The organism is Bradyrhizobium sp. 61 (genome assembly GCF_023073075.1).
GTDB lineage: Bacteria > Pseudomonadota > Alphaproteobacteria > Rhizobiales > Xanthobacteraceae > Bradyrhizobium > Bradyrhizobium barranii.
Map to the genome: position 1 here is coordinate 392,581 of NZ_JADPIU010000082.1, position 21,773 is coordinate 414,353.

Annotated in this window: 20 protein-coding genes; 8 read left to right on the top strand and 12 right to left on the bottom strand. The window is 64.5% G+C overall.

Annotated elements, in window-relative coordinates; all coding sequences use genetic code 11:
• Positions 1 to 15: 15 nt before the first annotated feature.
• The 7 genes from IVB46_RS32760 to sdhC all read right to left on the bottom strand — a co-directional run bounded on the left by IVB46_RS32760 (position 16) and on the right by sdhC (position 8,882).
• Positions 16 to 840 (bottom strand): FkbM family methyltransferase, encoded by an 825-nt coding sequence (locus tag IVB46_RS32760; RefSeq protein ID WP_247306677.1) that lies wholly within the window; start codon positions 838 to 840, stop codon positions 16 to 18.
• A gap of 219 nt (positions 841 to 1,059) precedes the next feature.
• Positions 1,060 to 3,018, bottom strand: a complete 1,959-nt coding sequence (locus IVB46_RS32765) for an ABC transporter ATP-binding protein/permease (RefSeq protein WP_247306679.1) — start codon at positions 3,016 to 3,018, stop codon at positions 1,060 to 1,062.
• 52 nt (positions 3,019 to 3,070) lie between these two features.
• A complete protein-coding gene (locus IVB46_RS32770) occupies positions 3,071 to 5,227 on the bottom strand; it encodes a hybrid sensor histidine kinase/response regulator (protein WP_247306681.1) in 2,157 nt (718 codons plus the stop codon).
• Positions 5,228 to 5,418: 191 nt separating this feature from the next.
• Positions 5,419 to 6,201 (bottom strand): succinate dehydrogenase iron-sulfur subunit, encoded by a 783-nt coding sequence (locus tag IVB46_RS32775; protein ID WP_071908684.1) that lies wholly within the window; start codon positions 6,199 to 6,201, stop codon positions 5,419 to 5,421.
• A gap of 42 nt (positions 6,202 to 6,243) precedes the next feature.
• Positions 6,244 to 8,079, bottom strand: a complete 1,836-nt coding sequence (gene sdhA, locus IVB46_RS32780; protein ID WP_247306684.1) for a succinate dehydrogenase flavoprotein subunit — start codon at positions 8,077 to 8,079, stop codon at positions 6,244 to 6,246.
• 3 nt (positions 8,080 to 8,082) lie between these two features.
• Positions 8,083 to 8,487 carry a succinate dehydrogenase, hydrophobic membrane anchor protein gene (gene sdhD, locus IVB46_RS32785; RefSeq protein WP_028151915.1) on the bottom strand — a complete coding sequence of 135 codons (405 nt, stop codon included), beginning with the start codon at positions 8,485 to 8,487 and terminating at the stop codon, positions 8,083 to 8,085.
• Positions 8,484 to 8,882, bottom strand: coding sequence for a succinate dehydrogenase, cytochrome b556 subunit (sdhC, locus tag IVB46_RS32790; RefSeq protein WP_085402948.1), 399 nt, complete (start codon positions 8,880 to 8,882; stop codon positions 8,484 to 8,486). The genes sdhD and sdhC overlap by 4 nt, the downstream gene beginning before the upstream one ends.
• A 507-nt stretch (positions 8,883 to 9,389) precedes the next feature.
• Here sdhC and IVB46_RS32795 point away from each other — a divergent pair.
• Positions 9,390 to 10,250: a sulfite exporter TauE/SafE family protein gene (locus IVB46_RS32795; RefSeq protein WP_247306685.1), complete on the top strand. Its 861-nt coding sequence runs from the start codon at positions 9,390 to 9,392 to the stop codon at positions 10,248 to 10,250.
• A 109-nt stretch (positions 10,251 to 10,359) separates the two neighbouring features.
• On the opposite strand, the gene IVB46_RS32800 is transcribed toward IVB46_RS32795, so the two are convergent.
• Together IVB46_RS32800 and IVB46_RS32805 are read right to left on the bottom strand one after the other, a co-directional pair.
• The gene (locus tag IVB46_RS32800) at positions 10,360 to 10,869 is read right to left on the bottom strand and encodes a hypothetical protein (protein ID WP_247306688.1); all 510 of its coding nucleotides are present in this window, start codon (positions 10,867 to 10,869) and stop codon (positions 10,360 to 10,362) included.
• 29 nt (positions 10,870 to 10,898) lie between these two features.
• A complete protein-coding gene (locus IVB46_RS32805; RefSeq protein WP_247344299.1) occupies positions 10,899 to 12,428 on the bottom strand; it encodes a malonyl-CoA synthase in 1,530 nt (509 codons plus the stop codon).
• A 94-nt stretch (positions 12,429 to 12,522) separates the two neighbouring features.
• On the opposite strand from IVB46_RS32805, the gene IVB46_RS32810 reads away from it, so the two are divergent.
• The 4 genes from IVB46_RS32810 (at position 12,523) to IVB46_RS32825 (ending at position 15,823) form a co-directional block, all read left to right on the top strand.
• The gene (locus IVB46_RS32810; RefSeq protein ID WP_247306694.1) at positions 12,523 to 13,284 is read left to right on the top strand and encodes an SDR family NAD(P)-dependent oxidoreductase; all 762 of its coding nucleotides are present in this window, start codon (positions 12,523 to 12,525) and stop codon (positions 13,282 to 13,284) included.
• A 316-nt stretch (positions 13,285 to 13,600) separates the two neighbouring features.
• Positions 13,601 to 14,155 (top strand): fasciclin domain-containing protein, encoded by a 555-nt coding sequence (locus tag IVB46_RS32815; RefSeq protein ID WP_014490676.1) that lies wholly within the window; start codon positions 13,601 to 13,603, stop codon positions 14,153 to 14,155.
• Between the two features lie 183 nt (positions 14,156 to 14,338).
• Positions 14,339 to 14,968: a cytochrome b/b6 domain-containing protein gene (locus IVB46_RS32820; protein ID WP_085403096.1), complete on the top strand. Its 630-nt coding sequence runs from the start codon at positions 14,339 to 14,341 to the stop codon at positions 14,966 to 14,968.
• A 72-nt stretch (positions 14,969 to 15,040) separates the two neighbouring features.
• The gene (locus IVB46_RS32825; RefSeq protein WP_063980374.1) at positions 15,041 to 15,823 is read left to right on the top strand and encodes a molybdopterin-binding protein; all 783 of its coding nucleotides are present in this window, start codon (positions 15,041 to 15,043) and stop codon (positions 15,821 to 15,823) included.
• Positions 15,824 to 15,954: 131 nt separating this feature from the next.
• Here IVB46_RS32825 and IVB46_RS32830 read toward each other — a convergent pair whose 3' ends face one another.
• Positions 15,955 to 17,157 carry a YbfB/YjiJ family MFS transporter gene (locus IVB46_RS32830; RefSeq protein ID WP_166346833.1) on the bottom strand — a complete coding sequence of 401 codons (1,203 nt, stop codon included), beginning with the start codon at positions 17,155 to 17,157 and terminating at the stop codon, positions 15,955 to 15,957.
• A gap of 131 nt (positions 17,158 to 17,288) precedes the next feature.
• Here IVB46_RS32830 and leuB point away from each other — a divergent pair, with 131 nt between their 5' ends.
• Together leuB and IVB46_RS32840 are read left to right on the top strand one after the other, a co-directional pair.
• Positions 17,289 to 18,401, top strand: a complete 1,113-nt coding sequence (gene leuB / locus IVB46_RS32835; protein ID WP_071908678.1) for a 3-isopropylmalate dehydrogenase — start codon at positions 17,289 to 17,291, stop codon at positions 18,399 to 18,401.
• 141 nt (positions 18,402 to 18,542) lie between these two features.
• Positions 18,543 to 19,181: a DapH/DapD/GlmU-related protein gene (locus IVB46_RS32840; RefSeq protein ID WP_247306697.1), complete on the top strand. Its 639-nt coding sequence runs from the start codon at positions 18,543 to 18,545 to the stop codon at positions 19,179 to 19,181.
• A gap of 68 nt (positions 19,182 to 19,249) precedes the next feature.
• Here the strand turns inward: IVB46_RS32840 and IVB46_RS32845 are convergent, their stop codons facing one another.
• Together IVB46_RS32845 and IVB46_RS32850 are read right to left on the bottom strand one after the other, a co-directional pair.
• On the bottom strand, positions 19,250 to 19,636 hold the full coding sequence (locus tag IVB46_RS32845; protein WP_028158592.1) for a hypothetical protein: 387 nt from the start codon (positions 19,634 to 19,636) through the stop codon (positions 19,250 to 19,252).
• Positions 19,637 to 19,793: 157 nt separating this feature from the next.
• Complete coding sequence (locus tag IVB46_RS32850) at positions 19,794 to 20,582, bottom strand: hypothetical protein (RefSeq protein WP_247306700.1); 789 nt, start codon at positions 20,580 to 20,582, stop codon at positions 19,794 to 19,796.
• Between the two features lie 116 nt (positions 20,583 to 20,698).
• Here IVB46_RS32850 and IVB46_RS32855 point away from each other — a divergent pair, with 116 nt between their 5' ends.
• Positions 20,699 to 21,733: an aspartate-semialdehyde dehydrogenase gene (locus IVB46_RS32855; protein ID WP_247306718.1), complete on the top strand. Its 1,035-nt coding sequence runs from the start codon at positions 20,699 to 20,701 to the stop codon at positions 21,731 to 21,733.
• Positions 21,734 to 21,773: the final 40 nt, after the last annotated feature.

The window sequence follows — 21,773 nt, forward strand, 5'->3', positions numbered from 1 at the left end:
CTCCCTTGCTCACGGTTAGCGCGACAGGAACGTATTGCTCCGCGTCTTGCGCGCGATCGCAAAGCCGCGCGCGACCATGTCAGCGATACAATCCTGCTGCCATTCGTTTTGTGACAGATGCTCGATCACCACCGCGCGCGGCCACAGCGATTGCGGCGCGTCGCGGAAGAAGCCGATCAGCACGCGGTCCTCGAAGCCCTCGACGTCGATCTTGAGCGAATCGACTTGGCCGACGCCGGCCTCGTCCAGAATGCGTGTCAGCCGCAGCGACGGCACCTTGATGGCCTCCGCGCTGGCCGTGCCGGTGACGACGTGCGTAGCGCCGAGATTGCCGCCGCCGCTCTCGATCATGAGCTCACCGTCGCTGTCACCGGCGGCAGCCTGCACCAGGCGCACCTGCGTCGTCTTCGACGCGGCGTGATTGAACGAAAGCCGTCCAAACGTCATCGGATGCGGTTCGATCGCGACCACCTTGCCATTGGTGCCGACCTGCTGCGCCATCACCAGGGCAAAGGTGCCGACATTGGCGCCGACGTCGACGAACACGCCGCCTGCCGGGGTGTGTCGGCGCAGGAAGTCGAGCTCGTCGAGATTGTAGTCGGGATTGAACAGCGCGCCGCGCTCGGTCGCGCTGCCCTGGTGATAGAAGCGGAACGAGGCGCCCTGGTACTGCACATCGATCGGCCCGCTGCGCATCAGGTTGACCAGCCGCGACATCCACGGGCGGAACGCACCGCGCTTCAGCCCCGACTGTTGCGCAAGGCGGATGACCGCAGCCTGCGCCGCGTTCGGCGCAAACGCGCCAAACGGCGCGGATGAAGGGGCGTTGTCGGGCGTCAAGCAGGCGGTCCTCGTTGCAGCGGCGCATGCATAGCCGGTTTTGCCGGGGACTCCAACGCTCCATCACAGCTGTCGTCCCGGGGCGCGAAGCGAGCCCGGGACCCATAACCCCAGGGAAGAGTTGTGACATGGGACTGGCAACTACGAGTCCTCGCCAAACTCAATCCCGTGGCTATGGGTCCCGGGCTCGCGCTTCGCGCGCCCCGGGACGACAGAGCCTCACGCCGCCTTTTTTGGCGCGGCCTTGCGCTGCCTCAGGAATCGCCCGAGCAGCTTGCGTTTGCCCTTGCGCGGGATCAGGTCGATATCGCTGACGAGTTTTGCGCCGCCCTTGCGGCGTTCCAGCACGATCTTGCGGCTGTGGAAGGCTTCCAGCTCGACGCGATGGGCGACGCTGACGATGGTCGCCTTCGGCAACTCGTCGGTGACCATCTGCATCATCTTGTCCTGGCTCTTCTCGTCGAGCGCGGAGGTCGCTTCATCGAGCACGACGATGTCGGGGTTGTGCAGCAGCAGCCGCGCGAAGGCGAGGCGCTGCTTCTCGCCGCCCGACATCGTCTGGTCCCACGGTCCCTCTTCCTCGATCTTCTCCTTGAGGTGGTCGAGGCCGACCTTGTGCAGGGCTTCGCCGATCTCCTCGACGCTCCAATCGTCCTCGGCGCCGGGATAGGCGACCGCGCGGCGCAAGCTGCCGGACGGCACGTAAGGCCGCTGCGGCAGCATGAACAGGCGCCGGTCAGGATGGAAATTGACGCTGCCGCCGCCCCATGGCCAGAGCCCCGCGATGGCGCGCACCAGCGTGCTCTTGCCGGTGCCGGATTCACCGGCGACCAGCAGCCGCTCGCCCGGCTCGATCACCACCTCGGTCTCGCCGACCACGGCCGTGCCGTCGTCGAGCGTGACGGAGAGATCCTTCATCTCCAGCATGGCGTCGTTGGTGGTCTCGCCGCGCTTGATGCGGCCGAGGCCGTCGCCCTGCTCGGCGCGCTCGAGGCCGTCGAGCGACATCATCAGCGAGGCGATGCGACGCGCGCAGGCGTTCCAGTCGGCGAGCCGCGGATAATTATCGACCAGCCAGCCGAACGCGCTCTGCACGATGGTGAAGGCGGAGGCCGCCTGCATCACCTGTCCGAGCGTCATGCTGCCGTCGAGGAATTTTGGCGCGCAGAGCAAGAGAGGGACCACGGGAGCAACAAGGCTCGAGCCTTGCGACACCAGCGTTGTGCGCATGTGCTGGCCGGCCAAACGCGCCCACTGCCGCAGCACGTTGGTGAAATTGCGGTCGATGCCGCCGCGCTCCTCCTCCTCGCCGCCGAGCAGCGCGATGCTCTCGCCGTTCTCGCGCACGCGCGTCAGCGTGTAGCGGAAATCCGCCTCCGCCTGGTTCTTGTCCTCGGAGACCTGCACGAAGCGCCGGCCGATCACCAGGATCGAACCCGAGGCGATCGCGGCGTAAAGGATCGCGGCGATGACGAGGAAGCCTGGGATGGTCATGGTCGATCCCGCAAGCGTGACCGTGAGCGCGCCGCCGATGGTCCAGAGCACGATGATGAACGTGACCGCCGACAACAGCGCCGAGGTCACGCCGGCGAGGAAATCAACCGGAGAATCGGTCGCGATGCGCAGATCCTCGGCGATGCGATATTCCGGGTTCTTGTGATCGCCGCCGACCAGGTTGAGCTGATAATAGCGCCCGTTGGCCAGCCAGCGCGTCAGCACGCTTGCCGTGAGCCAGGCGCGCCAGCGGCGCTGAATTCCCATCCGCGCGAACACCTGCGCGACGCCAAGCACGATGCTGCCGAGCGCGAGCGGGAAGAACACCGCAGTGAGATGGAAGACGGTGCTCGCCTCGCGCTTCTCGATGGCGTCGAAGATCGCGCGATTCCAGACATTGATGCCGTATTGAAAGCCGACGGTGAGGACGATCAGCACGACGAGGCCGATCGAGTAGAGCCACGCGAGCCGGTCGCCGTTGCGGCCCCAGAAGCCGCGTGCGCTGATCCAGAAGCGCGTCAGCAGATAGTCCTTGCGAACCTGCTCGGCCTCCTCGGGCGAGAGTGCGGGATCGGGCTCAATAACCTCCGGCGGCGGCGGCGTGACCTCGTCGCCGTTCTCGCCCTTGATCTCGACAATGGGGGGCTTCCTGCCCTGTTCGCGCTTTGCGGCCGGCTTGTGCATGAGCGGATAACGCGAACCAAATCAATCAGTTCCCGTTGGTTCCGTGCCGCCCTCACTCGGCGGCGCCGTCGCGGACCGGCCGGAGCCTCGCGGCCCGATGGAGAACCCGCGACAATTCCTCGATCGAATAGGGCTTTTGCACGAGATCGAAGCCGGCGGCGCCATCTTGTGACAGGGCCTGACTGTAGCCCGTGGTCAGCACGATCGGCACGCGGATGCCGCGCTCGCGGATCGCTTGCGCCAGATCGAGCCCGGTCATCCCGGGCATCACCACGTCGGAGAACACGACGTCGAAGCGATCTGTGTCCACGGTGAGCTCGGCAAGTGCGTCGGTGGCGTTGTCCACCAAAGTGATGCTGTAACCGAGCTCGGTGAGACCGTCGGCAGCGAAATTGGCGAGCTCGATATTGTCCTCGACCAACAGCACCGACATGCCGCTGCCGGCCACTGCCGGCGCGGTGTTGGGCGCCTGCCGCTGCGGCAGCAGGTCCGCCGGAACGCGCGGCAGATAGAGTGAGAAGGTGCTGCCCTGGCCGACCTCGCTCGCGACGGTCACCTCGCCGCCGGATTGCCGGGCGAAGCCGAACACCTGCGACAGGCCGAGGCCGGTGCCCTGGCCGACCTGCTTGGTGGTGAAGAACGGCTCGAAGATGCGGCCCAATCGTGCGGCGGGAATGCCGATGCCGGTGTCGCTGACGGCGACACTGACGAAGCCATCGCCGCCTGCAAGATCATGGCTGCCCGAGGCGTGCACCAAAGTATCGGGTATGGTCGCCGCCGCCTGCACGGCGAAGGTGATCCTGCCTTTGCCCTGCATGGCGTCGCGCGCATTGGTCGCCATGTTGATCAGAGCCGTCTCGAACTGGCCGGCATCGGCCTTGACGAGGCAGGGCTCGGCCGGCAGCCGGATTCCGATCTCGATCGCCGGCCCGAGCAACGTGGCGAGCATGTCGTGCAGCGACTGCATCCGATCCCCGACGTCGAACACTTCCGGTTTCAGGGTCTGGCGCCGCGCGAACGCCAGCAGCTGCGAGGTCAGCTTGGCGGCGCGCGCGACCGCGTCCGCAATGGCATTGATGTAGCGCTGCCGCCGCTCCTCGCTCAGCTGCGGCCGGTTCAACAGGTCGACCGAGGCGCGGATCACGGTGAGGAGATTGTTGAAGTCGTGCGCGACACCGCCGGTGAGCTGGCCGAGCGCTTCCAGCCGTTGGCTGTGCTTGAGCGCCTCCTCGGCCTCGCGTCGCGCTGCGGCCTCGGCGTGGAGATGCTGGGTGCGCCGGAACGCGAGCGCAAGCAGCAGAAACAGCAGCGCCGTGGCGGGAATGCCGAACACCAGATGCTGGCCCATGGTGGCGAGCCAGCGCGCGCGGATCGCCGAGGTCTCGAGCCCGGCGCTGACATAGATCGGATATTCGGCGACGCGCCTGTAGCCGACGCGCCGCTCGATTCCGTCCGAGGGCCAGGCGATGGTGATGAGGCCGTGCTCGGGGTGAGCGGCGATCTGCTGCCCGACCGGTCCGGTCGGATCGAGCCGGAAGTCGCGGTCGAGCCGGGGAAAATGGGTGAGCACCACGCCGTCCGTGCGTCCCATGGCGAAGAAGCTGCCGGGATCGGAGCCGATCCTGGCGTAAAAGCTCTCGAAATATTCCGGCAGGACGGAGGCCTGGATGACGCCGATGAAGCTGCCATCGTCGGCTTCGCGGCGCCGGCTCATGCCGAAGAAGCGTGCTCCCTGATAGGGCGGACGCGGCGTCAGGGCCGCGCCGACGAACGTGCCAATGTTCTGGTCGACATGGGCGTAGAAGTAATCGCGGTCCGCAAAACTCAGATCCTGCGGTGGCGAAGCGAGACTGTTGACCAGCGATTTTCCGTTCGCGTCGAAGATCCAGGCCGATTTGAGCTGCGGCAGCGCATCGGTCAGCCGTTTCAGGCGGCGGTGCAGCGCCGGTTCGCGCGAGCGGATGACCTCGTCGGGGAGGCCGCGCACGACCTCGTTGAGCTCGGCCAAGCTGCGGTCGATGGTCTCGAACACCTTGAGCGCGTGCTCATGGGCGACATCGAGCGTGCGCTCGATCTCGCGGTCGGCGATGTCCTTTGTCGATGTGTAGGAGATCGTGGAGGTGAAGACGAACAGTGCAATCGGCAGCGCCAGGGATGCCGCCATCATCCACTGCAACAGTCTCAGCGAGTTGCGTTGCGCACCCTGCACAGTCGCTCCGGTCCCTGACCGGAGAGCTTACTTGAAATTCCCGCTGGGAAGGAAGTGGCTTGTCGATGGAACCGGAGGTTGTAATCCGGACGTTCGCGCGTGGTGCGGGCTATGGCAAATTCTACTCAAACTGAGGTTGATCGTAGAATGCCCCGGCCGTCGCGGCCGGGGGGCCGTAGCATGAATGAGGCCTAGATCTGGCGCTCGACCATCTTGAGCTTGAGTTCGGCGATGGCTTCGGCCGGGTTGAGACCCTTCGGGCAGGCCTTGGCGCAGTTCATGATGGTATGGCAGCGGTAGAGGCGGAACGGGTCCTCGAGATTGTCGAGGCGCTCGCCGGTCGCCTCGTCGCGGGAGTCGGACACCCAGCGATTGGCCTGGAGCAGGGCGGCGGGGCCGAGATAGCGGTCGCTGTTCCACCAATAGCTCGGGCACGAGGTCGAGCAGCAGGCGCAGAGGATGCACTCGTAGAGGCCGTCGAGCTTTTCGCGGTCCTCATGGCTCTGGCGCCATTCCTTCTGCGGCGTCGGCGAGGTCGTCTTCAGCCACGGTTCGACGGAGGCGTACTGCGCGTAGAAATTGGTCAGATCGGGAACGAGGTCCTTCACGACAGGCTGGTGCGGCAGCGGGTTGATCTTGACCGCGCCATCCTTGACGTCGTGCATCGAGCGGGTGCAAGCCAGCGTGTTCTGGCCGTCGATGTTCATCGCGCAGGAGCCGCAGACGCCTTCACGGCAGGAGCGGCGGAAGGTCAGCGACGGATCGATGTTGTTCTTGATCCAGATCAGGCCGTCCAACACCATCGGACCGCAATCATGGGTGTCGACGTAATAGGTGTCGACGCTCGGATTCTTGCCGTCGTCCGGATTCCAGCGATAGACCTTGAACTCGCGGGTCTCGGTCGCGCCCGCGGGCTTCGGCCAGGTCTTGCCGCCGGTGATCTTGGAGTTCTTCGGAAGTGCGAATTCAACCATTTCGATAAAGCTTTCGCTGTTCGTTCAGTACACGCGCGACGTTTAGTAAACGCGAGCTTTGGGCGGGATGTACTGCACGTCGTTGGTCATGGTGTAGTCGTGAACGGGGCGGTACTCGATCTTGACCTTGCCCTTGTCGTCGAGCCAGGCCAGCGTGTGCTTCATCCAGTTCTTGTCGTCGCGCGCGGAGAAGTCCTCGCGGGCGTGGGCGCCGCGGCTCTCGGTGCGGTTGGCGGCGGAGTCCATCGTCACCACCGCCTGCGAGATCAGATTGTCGAACTCGAGCGTCTCGATCAGGTCGGAATTCCACACCAGCGAGCGGTCTGACACGGCGATGTCGGTGATGCCGCTGTGGACCTTCTCGATCAGGTTCTGGCCTTCGCTCAGGATGTCGCCGGTGCGGAACACCGCGCAATTGTTCTGCATCACGTGCTGCATGCCTTCGCGCAGCTTCGCGGTCGGCGTGCCGCCAGAGGCGTAGCGGTAATGGTCGAGGCGGCCGAGTGCGAGCTCGGACGAGTTCGCCGGCAGCTCCGGCTGCTTGGCGTTGGGCGTGAGCTTGTCGGCGAGACGGAGCGCAGCCGCGCGGCCGAACACGACGAGGTCGATCAGCGAGTTCGAGCCGAGGCGGTTGGCGCCGTGCACGGAGACGCAGGCGGCTTCGCCGATCGCCATCAGGCCCGGGATGATGGCGTTGTCGTCGCCGTCCTTCTTGGTCAGCACTTCGCCATGATAGTTCGTGGGGATGCCGCCCATGTTGTAGTGCACGGTCGGCACGATCGGGATCGGCTCGCGCGTCACGTCGACATTGGCGAAGATCTTTGCGGATTCGGAGATGCCCGGCAGCCGCTCGGCCAGCACCGCGGGATCGAGATGGTCGAGATGCAGGAAGATGTGGTCCTTCTTCTTGCCGACGCCGCGGCCTTCGCGGATCTCGATGGTCATTGCGCGCGAGACGACGTCGCGCGAGGCGAGGTCCTTCGCGGACGGCGCATAGCGCTCCATGAAGCGCTCGCCCTCGGAATTGACGAGATAGCCGCCTTCGCCGCGCGCGCCTTCGGTGACGAGACAGCCCGAGCCGTAAATGCCGGTCGGGTGGAACTGGACGAACTCCATGTCCTGCATCGGCAGGCCGGCGCGCAGCACCATGCCGCCGCCGTCGCCGGTGCAGGTGTGCGCCGAGGTGCAGGAGGCGTAGGCGCGGCCGTAGCCGCCGGTCGCCAGGATCACGGTCTGGGCTCGGAAGCGATGCAGCGTGCCGTCATCCAACTTGAGCGCGATGACGCCGCGGCAGGTGCCCTGGTCGTCCATGATCAGGTCGATGGCGAAGAACTCGATGAAGAACTCGGCCGCGTGACGCAGCGACTGGCCATACATAGTGTGCAACATGGCGTGGCCGGTGCGGTCGGCGGCGGCGCAGGTGCGCTGCGCCTGGCCCTTGCCGTAGTCCATGGTCATGCCGCCGAACGGGCGCTGGTAGATCTTGCCGTCCTCGGTGCGCGAGAACGGCACGCCCCAATGCTCGAGCTCGTAGACGGCCTCGGGCGCGTTGCGCACCATGTATTCGATCGCGTCCTGGTCACCCAGCCAATCCGACCCCTTCACGGTGTCGTACATGTGCCAGCGCCAATCGTCCTTGTGCATGTTGCCGAGCGAGGCCGAGATGCCGCCCTGGGCTGCGACCGTATGCGAGCGGGTCGGGAACACTTTTGTGATGCAGGCGGTGCGAAGACCGGCTTCGCTGCAGCCGACCACGGCGCGCAGGCCGGCGCCGCCGGCGCCGACCACGACGACGTCATAGGTGTGGTCTTCGATCGGATAGGCTTTGCCGTTGGTGGCGGGAGCGCCGTTGCCCTTGCCATTCGTCGCTGTGGCCATGGGTTACACTCCGGATGAAAGCTTGAGGATCGCGTAGGTCGAGGCGAGCGCCACGGCGATCGAGAAGAAATTGTTGAGCATGATCGAGATGAGCTTCAGCTTCTCGTTATGGACGTAGTCCTCGATCACCACCTGCATGCCGATCTTCATGTGCCAGGCGCTGGCGGCGATGAAGAGCAGCAGGATCACCGCGATCGGCAGCGAGCCGAGGATCTGTGCGGCACCGGCCTGGTTGCGGCCGAGCAGCATCATGATGATCACGAGCACCGGAATCATCAGCAGCGTCATGGCGACGGCGGTGATGCGCTGGCGCCAGAAATCGGACGTACCCGAATGCGCCGCACCGAGATTGCGGACGCGGCCGAGCGGGGTGCGCATGCTGCGCTTGGGCGTATCGGTCGCGCTCATCGTCCGCCTCCGATCGCATAGGCGATGATCCAGATCAGGACCGTGAGCACAATCCCGCCGATCAACGCGCCCCAGGTCAGGGCTTCGCGCTCATTGGCCTTGAAGCCGTAGCCGAGGTCCCACACGAAGTGCCGGATACCGCTCAGCATATGGTGCATCAGCGCCCAAGTGTAGCCGAACACGATCAGTCGGCCGATGATGCTGCCGGTGAAGGCCTGGACGTGGGAATAGGCGGCGGGGCCGGAAGCCGCCGCGATCAGCCACCAGGCCAGCAGCAGGGTTCCGACGTAGAGCGCGATACCGGTGGCGCGATGGACAATGGACAGCGCCATCGTCAGCGTCCAGCGGTAGACTTGCATGTGGGGGGAAAGCGGTCGTTCGATCCGTGCGGTCATGGGCTTTTGATGTTTATTGCGGCCCAGCAGGGGGCACGCGGGGATCGCGAAAGGTCGGCTCTATTTACGGAGTCGATTTCGCCTGCGCAATCACCAAATCGCCATAAATCGAACCGCGGTTCAGCTCTAGAGCGTTGATGATGCAAGGCCAATCAGTGGCTTGGTATACCAGCACTTCTGTCCGCCAACGAAAAACAAAATCGAGATTCATTTGTTCTGAAGGGACCGATGCGCGTTGAAATTGCTATTGGAACGCCTCTAAACGGACCATGCCGTCCAAACCTGCCCGGCGCCGGTCATTTGGGCCGCTAACGCCATTCGGACGGCACCAATCCGCTCCCGCCCCGGCCCGGTTTGACCCTGTCCGGATATGCGCACCTTGCATTCCACCCCAGCCGCAAGACGTGGCGTGTCGACCGCGAGAATCAGATCGCCTAAAGCTCCGCACGCAGCTTTCCGAACGCGTGTTTCGGAGAAGTTGCGACCAGTCGCCGGGGCAGGTCAGGGGTGATTGCAGGTCTTGATATCAAGGAGATCGTCGAGCTCGCGCTGTTGCTGATCGCAACCGGCGCGCTCTCGGGATTCCTGGCCGGCGTGTTCGGCATTGGCGGCGGCGCGATTCTCGTGCCGGTGTTCTACGAATGCTTCCGCATCGCCGGCGTGCCGCTCGAAGTGCGCATGCCGCTCTGCATCGGCACCTCGCTCGCGGTGATCATCCCGACGTCGATCCGCTCGTTCCAGGCGCACTACAAGCGCGGCGCCGTCGACACGTCGATCCTGCGCGTGTGGTGGCTGCCGATCGTGATCGGCGTCGTCGCCGGCAGCGTCATCGCGCGTTACGCGCCGGAGAAACTGTTCAAGATCGTGTTCGTCTGCGTCGCCTATTCCGCGTCGGCGCGTCTCATCTTTGCGCGCGAGGGCTGGAAGTTCGGCGACGATCTGCCCAAAGGCCCGCTGATGCGCGTCTACGGCTTCTGCGTCGGTATCCTCTCGACGCTGATGGGCATCGGCGGCGGCTTGTTCTCGAACCTGCTGATGACGTTCTACGGCCGCCCCATCCACCAGGCAGTGGCGACCTCGTCGGCACTCGCGGTCCTGATCTCGATCCCCGGCGCGCTCGGCTACATCTATGCCGGCTGGCCGGCCGCGGCGACCTATCCGGCCGTCGCAGCGCTGCAAATGCCGTTCGCGCTCGGTTACGTCTCGCTGATCGGCGCCGTGCTGGTGATGCCGATGAGCCTCGTGACAGCGCCGCTCGGCGTGAGAGCCGCGCATGCGATGTCGAAGCGAACGCTGGAGGTGGCGTTCGGGTGCTATCTGTTTATCGTCGGCAGCCGGTTCGTGATGAGCTTGGTGGGCGGGCAGTAAGCGCTGGCATCGTAGGGTGGGTTAGCGCAGCGTAACCCACCACTTCTCGCATCGCGGAGACTAAAGTGGTGGGTTACGCCTTCGGCTAACCCACCCTACGGATTGCGTGCTAGTTGACGGATCGGTCCTTCAATCTCACTTCGCTGCGGCCCCACATTTGAAGATTGCCTTGCGCTTCCAGAAGATCGGCCTCGACCAACGCCTGAATGCGGGCCGCAAAGACCTCAAAGTCGACAGGAGCCGCTAGCGCTTCTTCCTTTTCGACCTTCTCAACCGCGCAGTACAGAACCATCGCGACCTTCTGCCATCGTGGCTTCATGACAGAGAAAATGATGCGATCCAAATCAGTCTCCAGCACAGACGATGGAAGAAAAACATTCTCCCATCGGAGCGTGCTGTCGATTGTGGGAGGCCGGCCTGGTGGCTCAAGGTCCGGATATCTTTTGTAGATCAGTCGCAGAAGCTTGAACTGCAAATTGAAAACCGCCGTTATAAGCGGTTCTGCAAACAGCTTTCTGCCGTCGTCGCCAACATCGACGATCGCGGCCTCAGCTCGCCGGAATGCTGCTGCGGCATCAAGCAGGTGCTTGTGTATCTTTTTAGCTTGCTCTCGGTTCATGTCCCCCACCCCCGGAGCGATTGAGCTCTCTATTTCTTCGCGTAAATATCCTTGTAGGTATCCCGCAGCACGTTCTTCTGCACTTTGCCCATCGTATTCCGCGGCAGTTCGTCGACGACGAAGACGCGCTTGGGCATCTTGAACTTTGCCAGCCTTCCGTCGAGCGCCTTGAGCACCGCGGCCTCAGTGACGTCGGCGCCCTTGTTGCAGACGAGCACGGCCGTGACCCCCTCGCCGAAATCGGCATGTGGCACGCCGATCACGGCGGACTCGACCACGCCGGGCATGGCGTCGAGCTCACTTTCGATTTCCTTGGGGTAGACGTTGAAGCCGCCGGAGATCACGAGATCCTTGCCGCGGCCGAGAATGTGGACGTAGCCCTTGTCGTCGATCTTGCCGAGGTCGCCGGTGATGAAGAAGCCGTCGGGCCGGAATTCGGACTTGGTCTTCTCCGGCATGCGCCAATAACCCCTAAAGACGTTCGGGCCCTTCACCTCGATCATGCCGATTTCGTCGCGCGGCAGCTCCTTGCCCGTCTCGGGCTCGGTCACGCGCACGGAGACGCCGGGGAGAGGAAAGCCGACCGCGCCGGGCACGCGCTCGCCGTCATACGGGTTCGACGTGTTCATGTTGGTCTCGGTCATGCCGTAGCGCTCGAGCACCGCATGGCCCGTGCGCGCCGACCATTCGCGATGGGTTTCGGCGAGCAGCGGCGCGGAGCCCGAGATGAACAGCCGCATGTGCTTTGTGGTCTCGCGCGACAGCGCGGAGTTCTGGAGCAGCCGTGTGTAGAAGGTCGGCACGCCCATCAGCACCGTGGCGCGCGCCATCAGCTTGATGATCAGGTCCGGGTCGAGCTTCGGCAGGAAGATCATCGACGCCCGCGAAAACAGCGTGACGTTGGTCGCCACGAACAGGCCGTGCGTATGGTAGATCGGCAGCGCGTGGATCAGCACGTCCTTGTCGGTGAAGCGCCAGTAGCCGACGAGCGAGAGCGAGTTCGACGCGAGATTGTCGTGCGTCAGCATCGCGCCCTTGGAGCGGCCGGTGGTGCCCGACGTGTAGAGGATCGCGGCGAGATCGTCGTTTGCCCGCGAGACGGTCGCGAATTCGCTGCTGGCCTTGTCGGCGGCTTCCGTCAGCGAGCCCTTGCCGTCGGGCCCGAGCGTCTCGACCCTGGCCTTCACCTTGGCGGCGATCGGGGCGAGGCCCTCGGCCTTGGAGGGATCGCAGACCACCAGCGACGGCTCGGCATCGCCGACGAAGTAATCGAGCTCGTTCAGCGTATAGGCCGTGTTCAGCGGCAAATAGACCGCGCCGGCACGCACGGTGGCGAGATACAGCACGATATCGGCGACCGATTTCTCCACCTGCACCGCGACGCGGTCGCCGGGCTTCACGCCGCGCGCGACCAGCACATTCGCCATCTGCCCGGCCCGCGCGATCAGGTCGCCATAGCTGATACGGCCGCCGTCCTGCGTCTCGACCGCGAGGCGTTTGGGATCGTCCAGACCGTCGAACAGGCGGGAAAACAGGTTGGCGTTGGCAGCTTGGTTCATGCAAGATTTCCTCGACCGCAAGGCAACAAGGCCGGTCAAAACCGAGGGCTGGATTAGCAAAAACCGCCCCAATGAAGCAACGGAGACAGTTTGCATGACCAAAAACGGGAAACGCGTGGCCTGGGTGACGGGCGGCGGCAGCGGCATCGGGGAGGCCGGCGCCGAGGCGCTCGCGGCCGACGGCTGGATAGTCGTGGTCTCGGGCCGCCGCAAGGATGTCCTGGATACCGTGGTTGCCAGGATTGCCGGGGTAGGCGGGGCAGCCGAGGCCATTGCGCTGGATGTGTCCAACGCCGCCGAAGCCCAGAAAGCGGCCGATCAAATCGTCGCAAAGCACGGCCGCATCGACCTGCTCGTGAACAATGCCGGTATCAATGTCCCCAAGCGGAGCTGGGAGGACATGGAACTGGAGGGCTGGGACAAGCTCGTCCAGGTCAACCTCAACGGCGTGCTGTATTGCATGCGCGCAGTGTTGCCCACGATGCGCAAGCAGCAGGATGGCTCGATCATCAACGTCTCGTCCTGGGCCGGCCGCCACGTCTCGAAGATGCCGGGCCCGGCCTACACCACCACCAAGCATGCGGTGCTGGCGCTGACTCATTCCTTCAACATGGACGAATGCGTCAACGGCCTGCGCGCCTGCTGCCTGATGCCGGGCGAGGTGGCGACCCCGATCCTGAAGCTGCGCCCGGTGGTGCCGAGCGAGGCGGAGCAGGCCAAGATGCTGCAATCGGAAGATCTCGGCCGCACCATCGCGTTCATCGCATCGATGCCGCCGCGCGTCTGCATCAACGAGCTCCTGATCAGCCCGACGCATAATCGCGGATTCATTCAGACGCCGAACAACAGGGATTGAGCCTTGTAGGGTGGGCAAAGCGAAGCGTGCCCACCATGCCTATCTCAATCGAGCGAGAGATGGTGGGCACGGCGCATGCGCGCCTTTGCCCACCCTACGGCTCCTGAGATGTGTGGCGCGCTCGCTCACACACGAACGTACCCCCGCTTAGTTTCACGCATCACGATAAATTATTTCCCGAAACCCCATCGCGAACCCTCCCGTAGTTCGGTCCAACGACGGCACTGCTGCTTCACGCCAAAAGGTCGCAGGCGCCGTTGTTGCCCCAACGCAAACGCCGGCCATTGCCGGTCACAATTCAATCGGGAGACTCTCCATGTCGAAGCGTATTGCCTACCTCGCTGCCGCCGCCTTCAGCGCCCTGGCCATCACCGCGACCGTCGTCGCGCCTGTCCGCGCCGAGGAGAAGACCGTCATGGTCGGTGGCGCCGCGATGTTCCCGTCCAAGAACATCGTCCAGAACGCCGTCAACTCGAAGGATCACACCACGCTGGTGGCGGCGGTGAAGGCGGCCGGCCTGGTGCCGACGCTGGAAAGCAAGGGCCCGTTCACGGTGTTCGCGCCCACCAACGCCGCCTTCGGCAAACTGCCGGCCGGCACCGTCGACAATCTGGTCAAGCCCGAGAACAAGGCGACCTTGACCAAGATCCTCACCTACCATGTCGTGCCCGGCAAGCTCGAGGCCTCCGACCTCACCGACGGCAAGAAGATGAAGACCGCCGAAGGCGAGGAGCTGACGGTGAAGAAGCAGGACGGCAAGGTCTGGATCGTCGATGCCAAGGGCGGCACCTCGATGGTGACGATCTCCAACGTCAACCAGTCGAACGGCGTGATCCATGTGGTCGATACCGTGCTGATGCCGGCGACGTAACACCGCCCACCCCTGTTTCATCCCCGGAACAGGATGCTTTGAGACGGCGAGCCGGGGGCACCCGGCTCGCTTTATTGTGACCAAGGTCGCCCGCAGACTCGATTCGCCGTCGTGCGGGGGCGTAACGAAAGCGGAAGTATCGGCGTATATTCGGTGTCAGACGACCTTCAGGACGGAACCATCATGTCGAGCCTCACAGTCAGCGACGAGCAGGTCAGCGCCACCCCCGCCAAAGTGATCCAGCCGGCCTGGGTCCGCGTCATGCACTGGACCAACGCGGTCGCCATGATCCTGATGATCCTGTCGGGCTGGCAAATCTACAACGCCTCGCCGCTGTTCGGCTTCAGTTTCCCGCGCGAATATACCCTCGGCGGCTGGCTCGGCGGCGGCCTGCTCTGGCACTTTGCGGCCATGTGGCTCTTGATGATCAACGGCCTCGCCTATCTCATCACCGGCTTCGCCACCGGCCGCTTCCGCAAAAAATTGCTGCCGATCACGCCGTCCGGTGTGCTCCACGACGTCAGGGCTGCCCTGACCTTCAAGCTCGGCCATGACGATCTGAGCGTCTACAATTACGTGCAGCGGGCACTCTACGCCGGCATCATCGTGGTTGGCGTGCTGATCGTGCTGTCGGGCCTGTCGATGTGGAAGCCGGTACAACTGCATTGGCTCGTGATGCTGTTCGGTGACTATCCGACCGCGCGCTACGTGCACTTCTTCTGCATGGCCGCGATCTGCGCCTTCCTCGTCATTCACGTCCTGCTCGCGCTGCTGGTGCCGAAGAGCCTGCGCGCGATGATCATTGGTCGCTGAGAGCATGATCCGGAAAAGTGGGAACCGGTTTTCCGACAAGATCATGCTCAAGATAAATATGTGAGACCCGTTATGGCCAAGCGCTCATTCCTCATCCCCGGCGTCGACAAGCGGCTGCTGATCAAGGACTCCATCAAGTCCATGCCGGACTTCACCCGCCGCCGCTTCATCGCCGGCGGCGCCAGCCTCGGCGCGCTGACGCTGCTCACCGGCTGCGACGTCGTCGATTCCTCGTCGGCCGACACCCTGCTGGCGAAGGTCTCGAAATTCAACGACGCCGTGCAGGCCTGGATGTTCAATCCGGATGCGCTGGCGCCGACCTTCCCCGAGAGCGCGATTACAAAGCCGTTCCCGTTCAACGCCTATTACGATCTCGACGATGCGCCTGATGTCGACGGCGCCGACTGGAAGCTCGAGGTGCGCGGTCTCGTCGACAACAAGAAGTCCTGGACGCTGGACGAGCTCTACAAGCTGCCGCAGGTCACGCAGATCACCCGCCACATCTGTGTCGAGGGCTGGAGCGCGATCGGAAGCTGGACCGGCACGCCGCTCCGCGATTTCCTCAAGCTGATCGGCGCCGACACGCGCGCAAAGTATGTCTGGTTCCAGTGCGCCGACAAGGACGGCTACAACTCGCCCCTGGACATGCGCAGTGCGCTGCATCCGCAAACCCAGATGACGTTCAAATACGCGAACGAGATTTTGCCGCGCGCCTACGGCTTCCCGATGAAGATCCGCGTGCCGACGAAACTCGGCTTCAAGAACCCGAAATACGTGGTCTCGATGGAAGTCACCAACGACTACAAGGGCGGCTACTGGGAAGACCAGGGGTACAATTCGTTCAGCGGGAGCTAGCTCCGCTGCCGTAGGGTGGGCAAAGCGACTTGTCCGCCATAGCTCGAAGAGCGAAGGCGGAAGCGTGCCCACCGATGCTGTATCCGCGACAACGGTCATGGTGGGCACGGCGCTTTGCGCCTTTGCCCACCCTACGGCACCGATTCTTTGGCCGGCCCCACCTTGCGCTGGCACAACGCGGCAACCGCCCCCAGCGCCAGCAGCGCCGCCGACACATTCAATGCGTAACTCAGACTCCCCAACGCATCCGTGATCGCGCCGACCACGATCGGGCCGAGCGTCTGGCCGACGCCGAACGAGATCGTCATCGCTGCGATCGCGGTGGGCCACGCCTCCGGCGGATAGTTGAAGCGGACGAAGGCCGTGGTCGAGCCGACCACGGCGAAGAAGGCGACGCCGAACACGACCGCCGAAACCGCGAGCCACGCCGGCGAATGCCCGAGCATCGGCAAGGCCGCGCCGAGCGCGTTGGTGCCGAGGATGATGGCGGTGGCAAGTCCGCCGCGGTCGAGCGCCAGCACGCCGCGCCAGACCCAGGGTGTGACGAAGGCGCTGAGGCCGATCAGGCTCCAGAACGCGGCCTGCGCCGCGGCGCCGCCGCCGCCATCGCGCACATAGGCGATCATGAAGGTCATGTAGGCGATGTAGCCGGCACCAAACAGGAAGTAGCCGGCGAGATAGATCAGTACTGGCAGAATCGCGAAGGCGGCGTGGCTGCCTTCCGAGAAGCGCACCCCACTCTCGATGCGGATCAGGAACAGCGGCACGGTCATCACGACGGACAGCAGCGTCAGCGCCCACCACACCAGCCACCACGAGCCCGGCCCGAAATATTGCAGCGTGAACGGGGCGATCAACCCCGAGGCGAGAATCCCGATGCCGGGCCCGGCATAGAACAGGCTGAGCAGGAAATTGGCCCGTTCCGGGCGCGACTGCGCGATAGCCGCGGCCAGCGCGCCGCCGGCGACGAAGCCGGCCGCGGCCCCTAAGCCCAGCACGAGGCGTGCGAGGCTCAGCGCCACGAAATTGCCTGTCAGCGCGCAGGTGGCGAGTGCGGCGACGCAGGCGAGGGTTCCGCCGCGGATCGCCGCCGACCAGCCGACGCGCTGGATCAGCCGGGACGCGACAAGCGCGCCCACGAGGTAGCCGACGGCATTGATGGTGTTCATGAAACCCGCCGCCGAGTAGGACCAGCCGAGGTCCTCCCGCATATCAGGCAGCACCAGCGCATAGGCAAAGCGGCCGATGCCGAGCCCGACCGTCGCTGCCAGCGACAGGGTCAGGATCAGCCGCGCGGGGTGTGCGTCGGGCGGGGGACGATCAGGGGCGCGCAAGGGATACTCCGGCGCGCCCACTGTGGCAGGCCCTGCGGGCCTTGCACAGCCGCGAGGCGGCAATGGTGTCTTGCCAAGCGCGCAACGCCGCTCTAGCACTCCGGCCGAATTCGATCTCAGAGGAAACGACCATGGCGACCCACAAATTGCTGCTGCTCCCCGGCGACGGTATCGGCCCCGAGGTGATGGGCGAGGTGAAGCGGCTGATCGACTGGCTCAATTCGGCAGGGATCGCCAAATTCGAGACCGATACCGGCCTGGTCGGCGGCTCCGCCTATGACGCCCACAAGGTGTCGATCTCCGAGGGCGACATGGCCAAGGCGCTGGCCGCCGACGCCATTATCTTCGGCGCGGTCGGCGGCCCGAAGTGGGATGCCGTTCCTTACGAGGTGCGCCCCGAAGCCGGCCTGCTCCGCCTGCGCAAGGATCTCGCCCTGTTCGCCAACCTCCGCCCCGCGGTGTGCTATCCGGCGCTGGCCGATGCCTCCAGCCTGAAGCGTGAGGCGGTCGAGGGTCTCGACATCGTCATCGTGCGCGAGCTCACCGGCGGCGTCTATTTCGGCGAGCCCAAGACCATCACCGATCTCGGCAACGGCCAGAAGCGTGCCGTCGATACTCAGGTCTACGACACTTATGAGATCGAGCGTATCGGCCGCGTCGCCTTCGAGCTTGCCAGGAAGCGCAAGAACAAGGTGACGTCGATGGAGAAGCGCAACGTCATGAAGTCGGGCGTGCTCTGGAACGAGGTCATGACGGCGGTCCACAAGCGCGAATATCCTGACGTGACGCTCGAGCACCAGCTCGCCGATTCCGGCGGCATGATGCTGGTGAAGGCGCCGAAGCAGTTCGACGTCATCGTCACCGACAATCTGTTCGGCGACATGCTCTCCGACATCGCGGCAATGCTGACGGGGTCGCTCGGCATGCTGCCCTCGGCCTCGCTCGGCGAGGTCGACGTCAAGAGCAAGAAGCGCAAGGCGCTGTACGAGCCCGTGCACGGTTCGGCGCCCGACATCGCCGGAAAGGGCCTCGCGAATCCAATCGCGATGATCTCGTCCTTCGGCATGGCGCTGCGCTATTCCTTCGACATGGGCGATCTCGCCGACAAGGTCGATGCCGCGATCGCCGCGGTGCTGGCGAGCGGCCTGCGCACCGCCGACATCAAGTCGGAAGGCACCACGGCCGCCTCGACCACGCAGATGGGCGAAGCGATCCTGAAGGAATTGCAGAAGCTGCACGCATAGCCACAAACACCGCAATCGTAGGGTGGGCAAAGCGATAGCGTGCCCACCATTTCGATCGCGATTGCCGCGAGATGGTGGGCACGGCGCTTCGCGCCTTTGCCCACCCAACGGCTCTGCCGACGACCTCAGGGAAGCCACCTCATGGATGCCTCGCCCCGCCCCAAGATCGCGGAAACCATCATCCATGAAACGGTGCGCCAGCGCGAAGCGCAGATCGGGCGGCGCTGCGAAATCCTCGCCAACACCCGCATCGAATATGCCTCGCTCGGCGACTACTCCTATCTCGGCGAGAACTGCGAGGTCGCCGACGCGGTGATCGGAAAATTCACCGCCATCGCCAACTCGGTGCGGATCGGCGCGCCCAATCATCCGATGGGCCGGCCGTCCCAGCATCGCTTCACCTATTGCCCTGAATATTACGACGCGACCGCGAGCCGTGACCGCGACTTCTTCGCGGATCGCCGCAGCGACCGGGTGATCGTCGGCAACGATGTCTGGATCGGCCACGCCGCGATCCTGTTGCCAGGCGTCACGGTCGGCGACGGCGCGGTGATCGCCGCGGGCGCGGTCGTCAGCCGCGATGTCGAGCCCTACACGATCGTCGGTGGCGTTCCCGCGCGTGCCATCCGCAAGCGCTTTGACGATTCGGTCGCGGCAAGCCTGCGCCGCATTGCCTGGTGGGATTGGCCGGACGAACTCATCTTCGAGCGCCTGGGCGATTTCCGCTCCGAGGCGATCGAAGAATTTTGCAGGCGCTACGATCCGGCAGCCAACGCCTGAAGCGGACGCTCACAAACAAAAATGGCCGGGCGTGAGCCCGGCCATTTTGATTCGGTCGATCATTCCGCTCAGTACAGCGGGAAATTCCGCGGATAGCCGCCGACGTCGGCCGGCGTGCTCAGCGGCTGGCGATCGATCGGGCGGTTGTTGTTCTCGCGCGCGAAGGTCGGATAGCCGATCGCCGGCGGAAAAGCGTAGTCGGAGAACTTGCGGTCGCCCGGATTGACCTCGGTGCCGCCGTCGAGCCAGGAGCGCTTGCTCACATAAAGGCGGGTGCGGCCCTGCTGATAGACCGCGTTGGGGCCGCTCGGACCGTAATAGGGCCGGCTGTTGTCGTAACGTTGCTTCTTGGTGTCGGCCGAGGCGGGAGTCGCGAGGGCTGAGGACATGGCAACCACGGCGCCGGCCGCAAGCCACATCGCCAGTTTGTTCGCGGCGGAGAAATTCGAGCTCATCACGTCCCCTTCAGGCGGCAAGCCGCCAATCGATTTCATCCCCATACTAGCCCGGCAAGGGTGGCCGCAACTAGGTCTATTGGGTCACACCAGCTCGGAATAATCGTGCGCGCTGGCAAAAGTTGCATCAATACCAGCCACTTGACCTTGATGCCGGTCAAAGCGCCCCGCGCAATTGCGCGTTCGCCGCGCCCAGCAGCCAGTCCGACGAACCCTGGGGAGCGCAGGAGCGGCGCTTCAGCTCCGCATGGGCGAACAAGTCCGCCAGCTTCGGCTCGTTGCCCGAGGTCAGGAGCGTCAGCCGGTTCAGCGTGCAGGCGATCGCCGCGCGCCGGGCGGGCAGGGTGTCGCCCTGGCAGGAGAAGCCGGAGATCTGGAGCGCCGGCTCCTCGCTGCGCTTGAGGTAGCCGAGGCACGCCCGCGCGGCCTCCGCCGTGCCGGTGGGCCGGAACAGGGCGACGGGACCGAATTTCGTGTCGATCAGGCCGGCCTGCTCGAGCGGCGTTGCGTCACCCAGGCCCATGTGGACGGCCAGGTCCGCTGTCGCCGGGCGGGTCACGTCGAATTCGCCGCCTTCGCGGTAGATCTCGAGCTCCGCCACGGGCTTGTCCGCCTCGCCGGTCCAGCGCATCACGTCCCGGCGACCGCCTTCGGGATGCCTGAGAATGACGTAAGAGGCTGTTTTTTCTGATGAATCGAGCCGGCTGAGGGCGAAGGCCGGTTGCGAGCGGTCGGCCACGCTCCACCCCGGCTTCTCGGCCGGCTCATCGTCACGCAGGCTGGGCAGCTGGTCGAACGCCGCCAGCGCGAGGATGGCAAACAGGACCAGCGCCCCCACATAGGCGAACAGGCGCGCCAGCGTGCCGACGACTTCGTCGGCGAGGGCTGCGAGCGCCAGATGGATCTGGGTAGGGGTTGCGGCCGTGCTGGCCTCTGGCGACTGCATCCACGGCCTTCAGGCATGGTCCAACGTTGTCTTGAGGCCAGTTCTCGCATAGAAGCGCTGCTCTTCCTGTTTAAGCGTCAGCTTCAGGAACGGGCTTTTTCATCGGAGAGTGAACGATGGGTTACAAAGTCGCAGTCGTCGGCGCGACCGGCAATGTCGGACGGGAAATGCTCAACATCCTCGATGAGCGCAAATTCCCCGCGGACGAGGTCGTGGCCCTGGCGTCACGCCGCAGCGTCGGCGTCGAGGTCTCCTATGGCGACCGCACCCTGAAGGTCAAAGCGCTCGAGCACTACGACTTCTCCGATGTCGATATCTGCCTGATGTCGGCGGGCGGCTCGGTGTCGAAGGAATGGTCGCCGAAGATCGGCGCCGCCGGCGCCGTCGTGATCGACAACTCGTCCGCCTGGCGCATGGATCCGGACGTGCCGCTGATCGTGCCGGAAGTGAACGCGGATGCGACGGCCGGCTTCAAGAAGAAGAATATCATCGCCAACCCGAACTGCTCGACCGCGCAGCTCGTGGTCGCGCTGAAGCCGCTGCACGACAAGGCGACGATCAAGCGCGTCGTTGTCTCGACCTATCAATCGGTCTCGGGCGCCGGCAAGGATGCGATGGACGAATTGTTCTCGCAGACCAAGGCCGTCTACACCAACAGCGAGCTGATCGCGAAGAAATTCCCCAAGCGCATCGCCTTCAATGTCATCCCCCAGATCGACGTCTTCATGGAGGACGGCTACACCAAGGAAGAGTGGAAGATGATGGCGGAGACCAAGAAGATTCTTGATCCCAAGATCAAGCTCTCCGCGACCTGCGTGCGCGTGCCGGTGTTCGTCGGCCACTCCGAGGCCGTCAACATCGAGTTCGAGAATCCGATCACGGCGGACGAAGCGCGCGACATCCTGCGCAAGGCGCCGGGCTGCCTCGTCATCGACAAGCAGGAGCCCGGTGGCTACGCCACGCCGTATGAAGCCGCCGGCGAGGACGCAACCTATATCAGCCGCATCCGCGAGGACGCGACGGTGGAGAACGGCCTCGTGCTGTGGTGCGTGTCCGACAATCTGCGCAAGGGCGCGGCGCTCAACGCCATCCAGATCGCGGAAGTCCTCATCAACCGCAAGCTAATCAGCGCGAAGAAGAAGGCGGCGTAACGAGCGGGATCTCGTAGGGTGGGCAAAGCGAAGCGTGCCC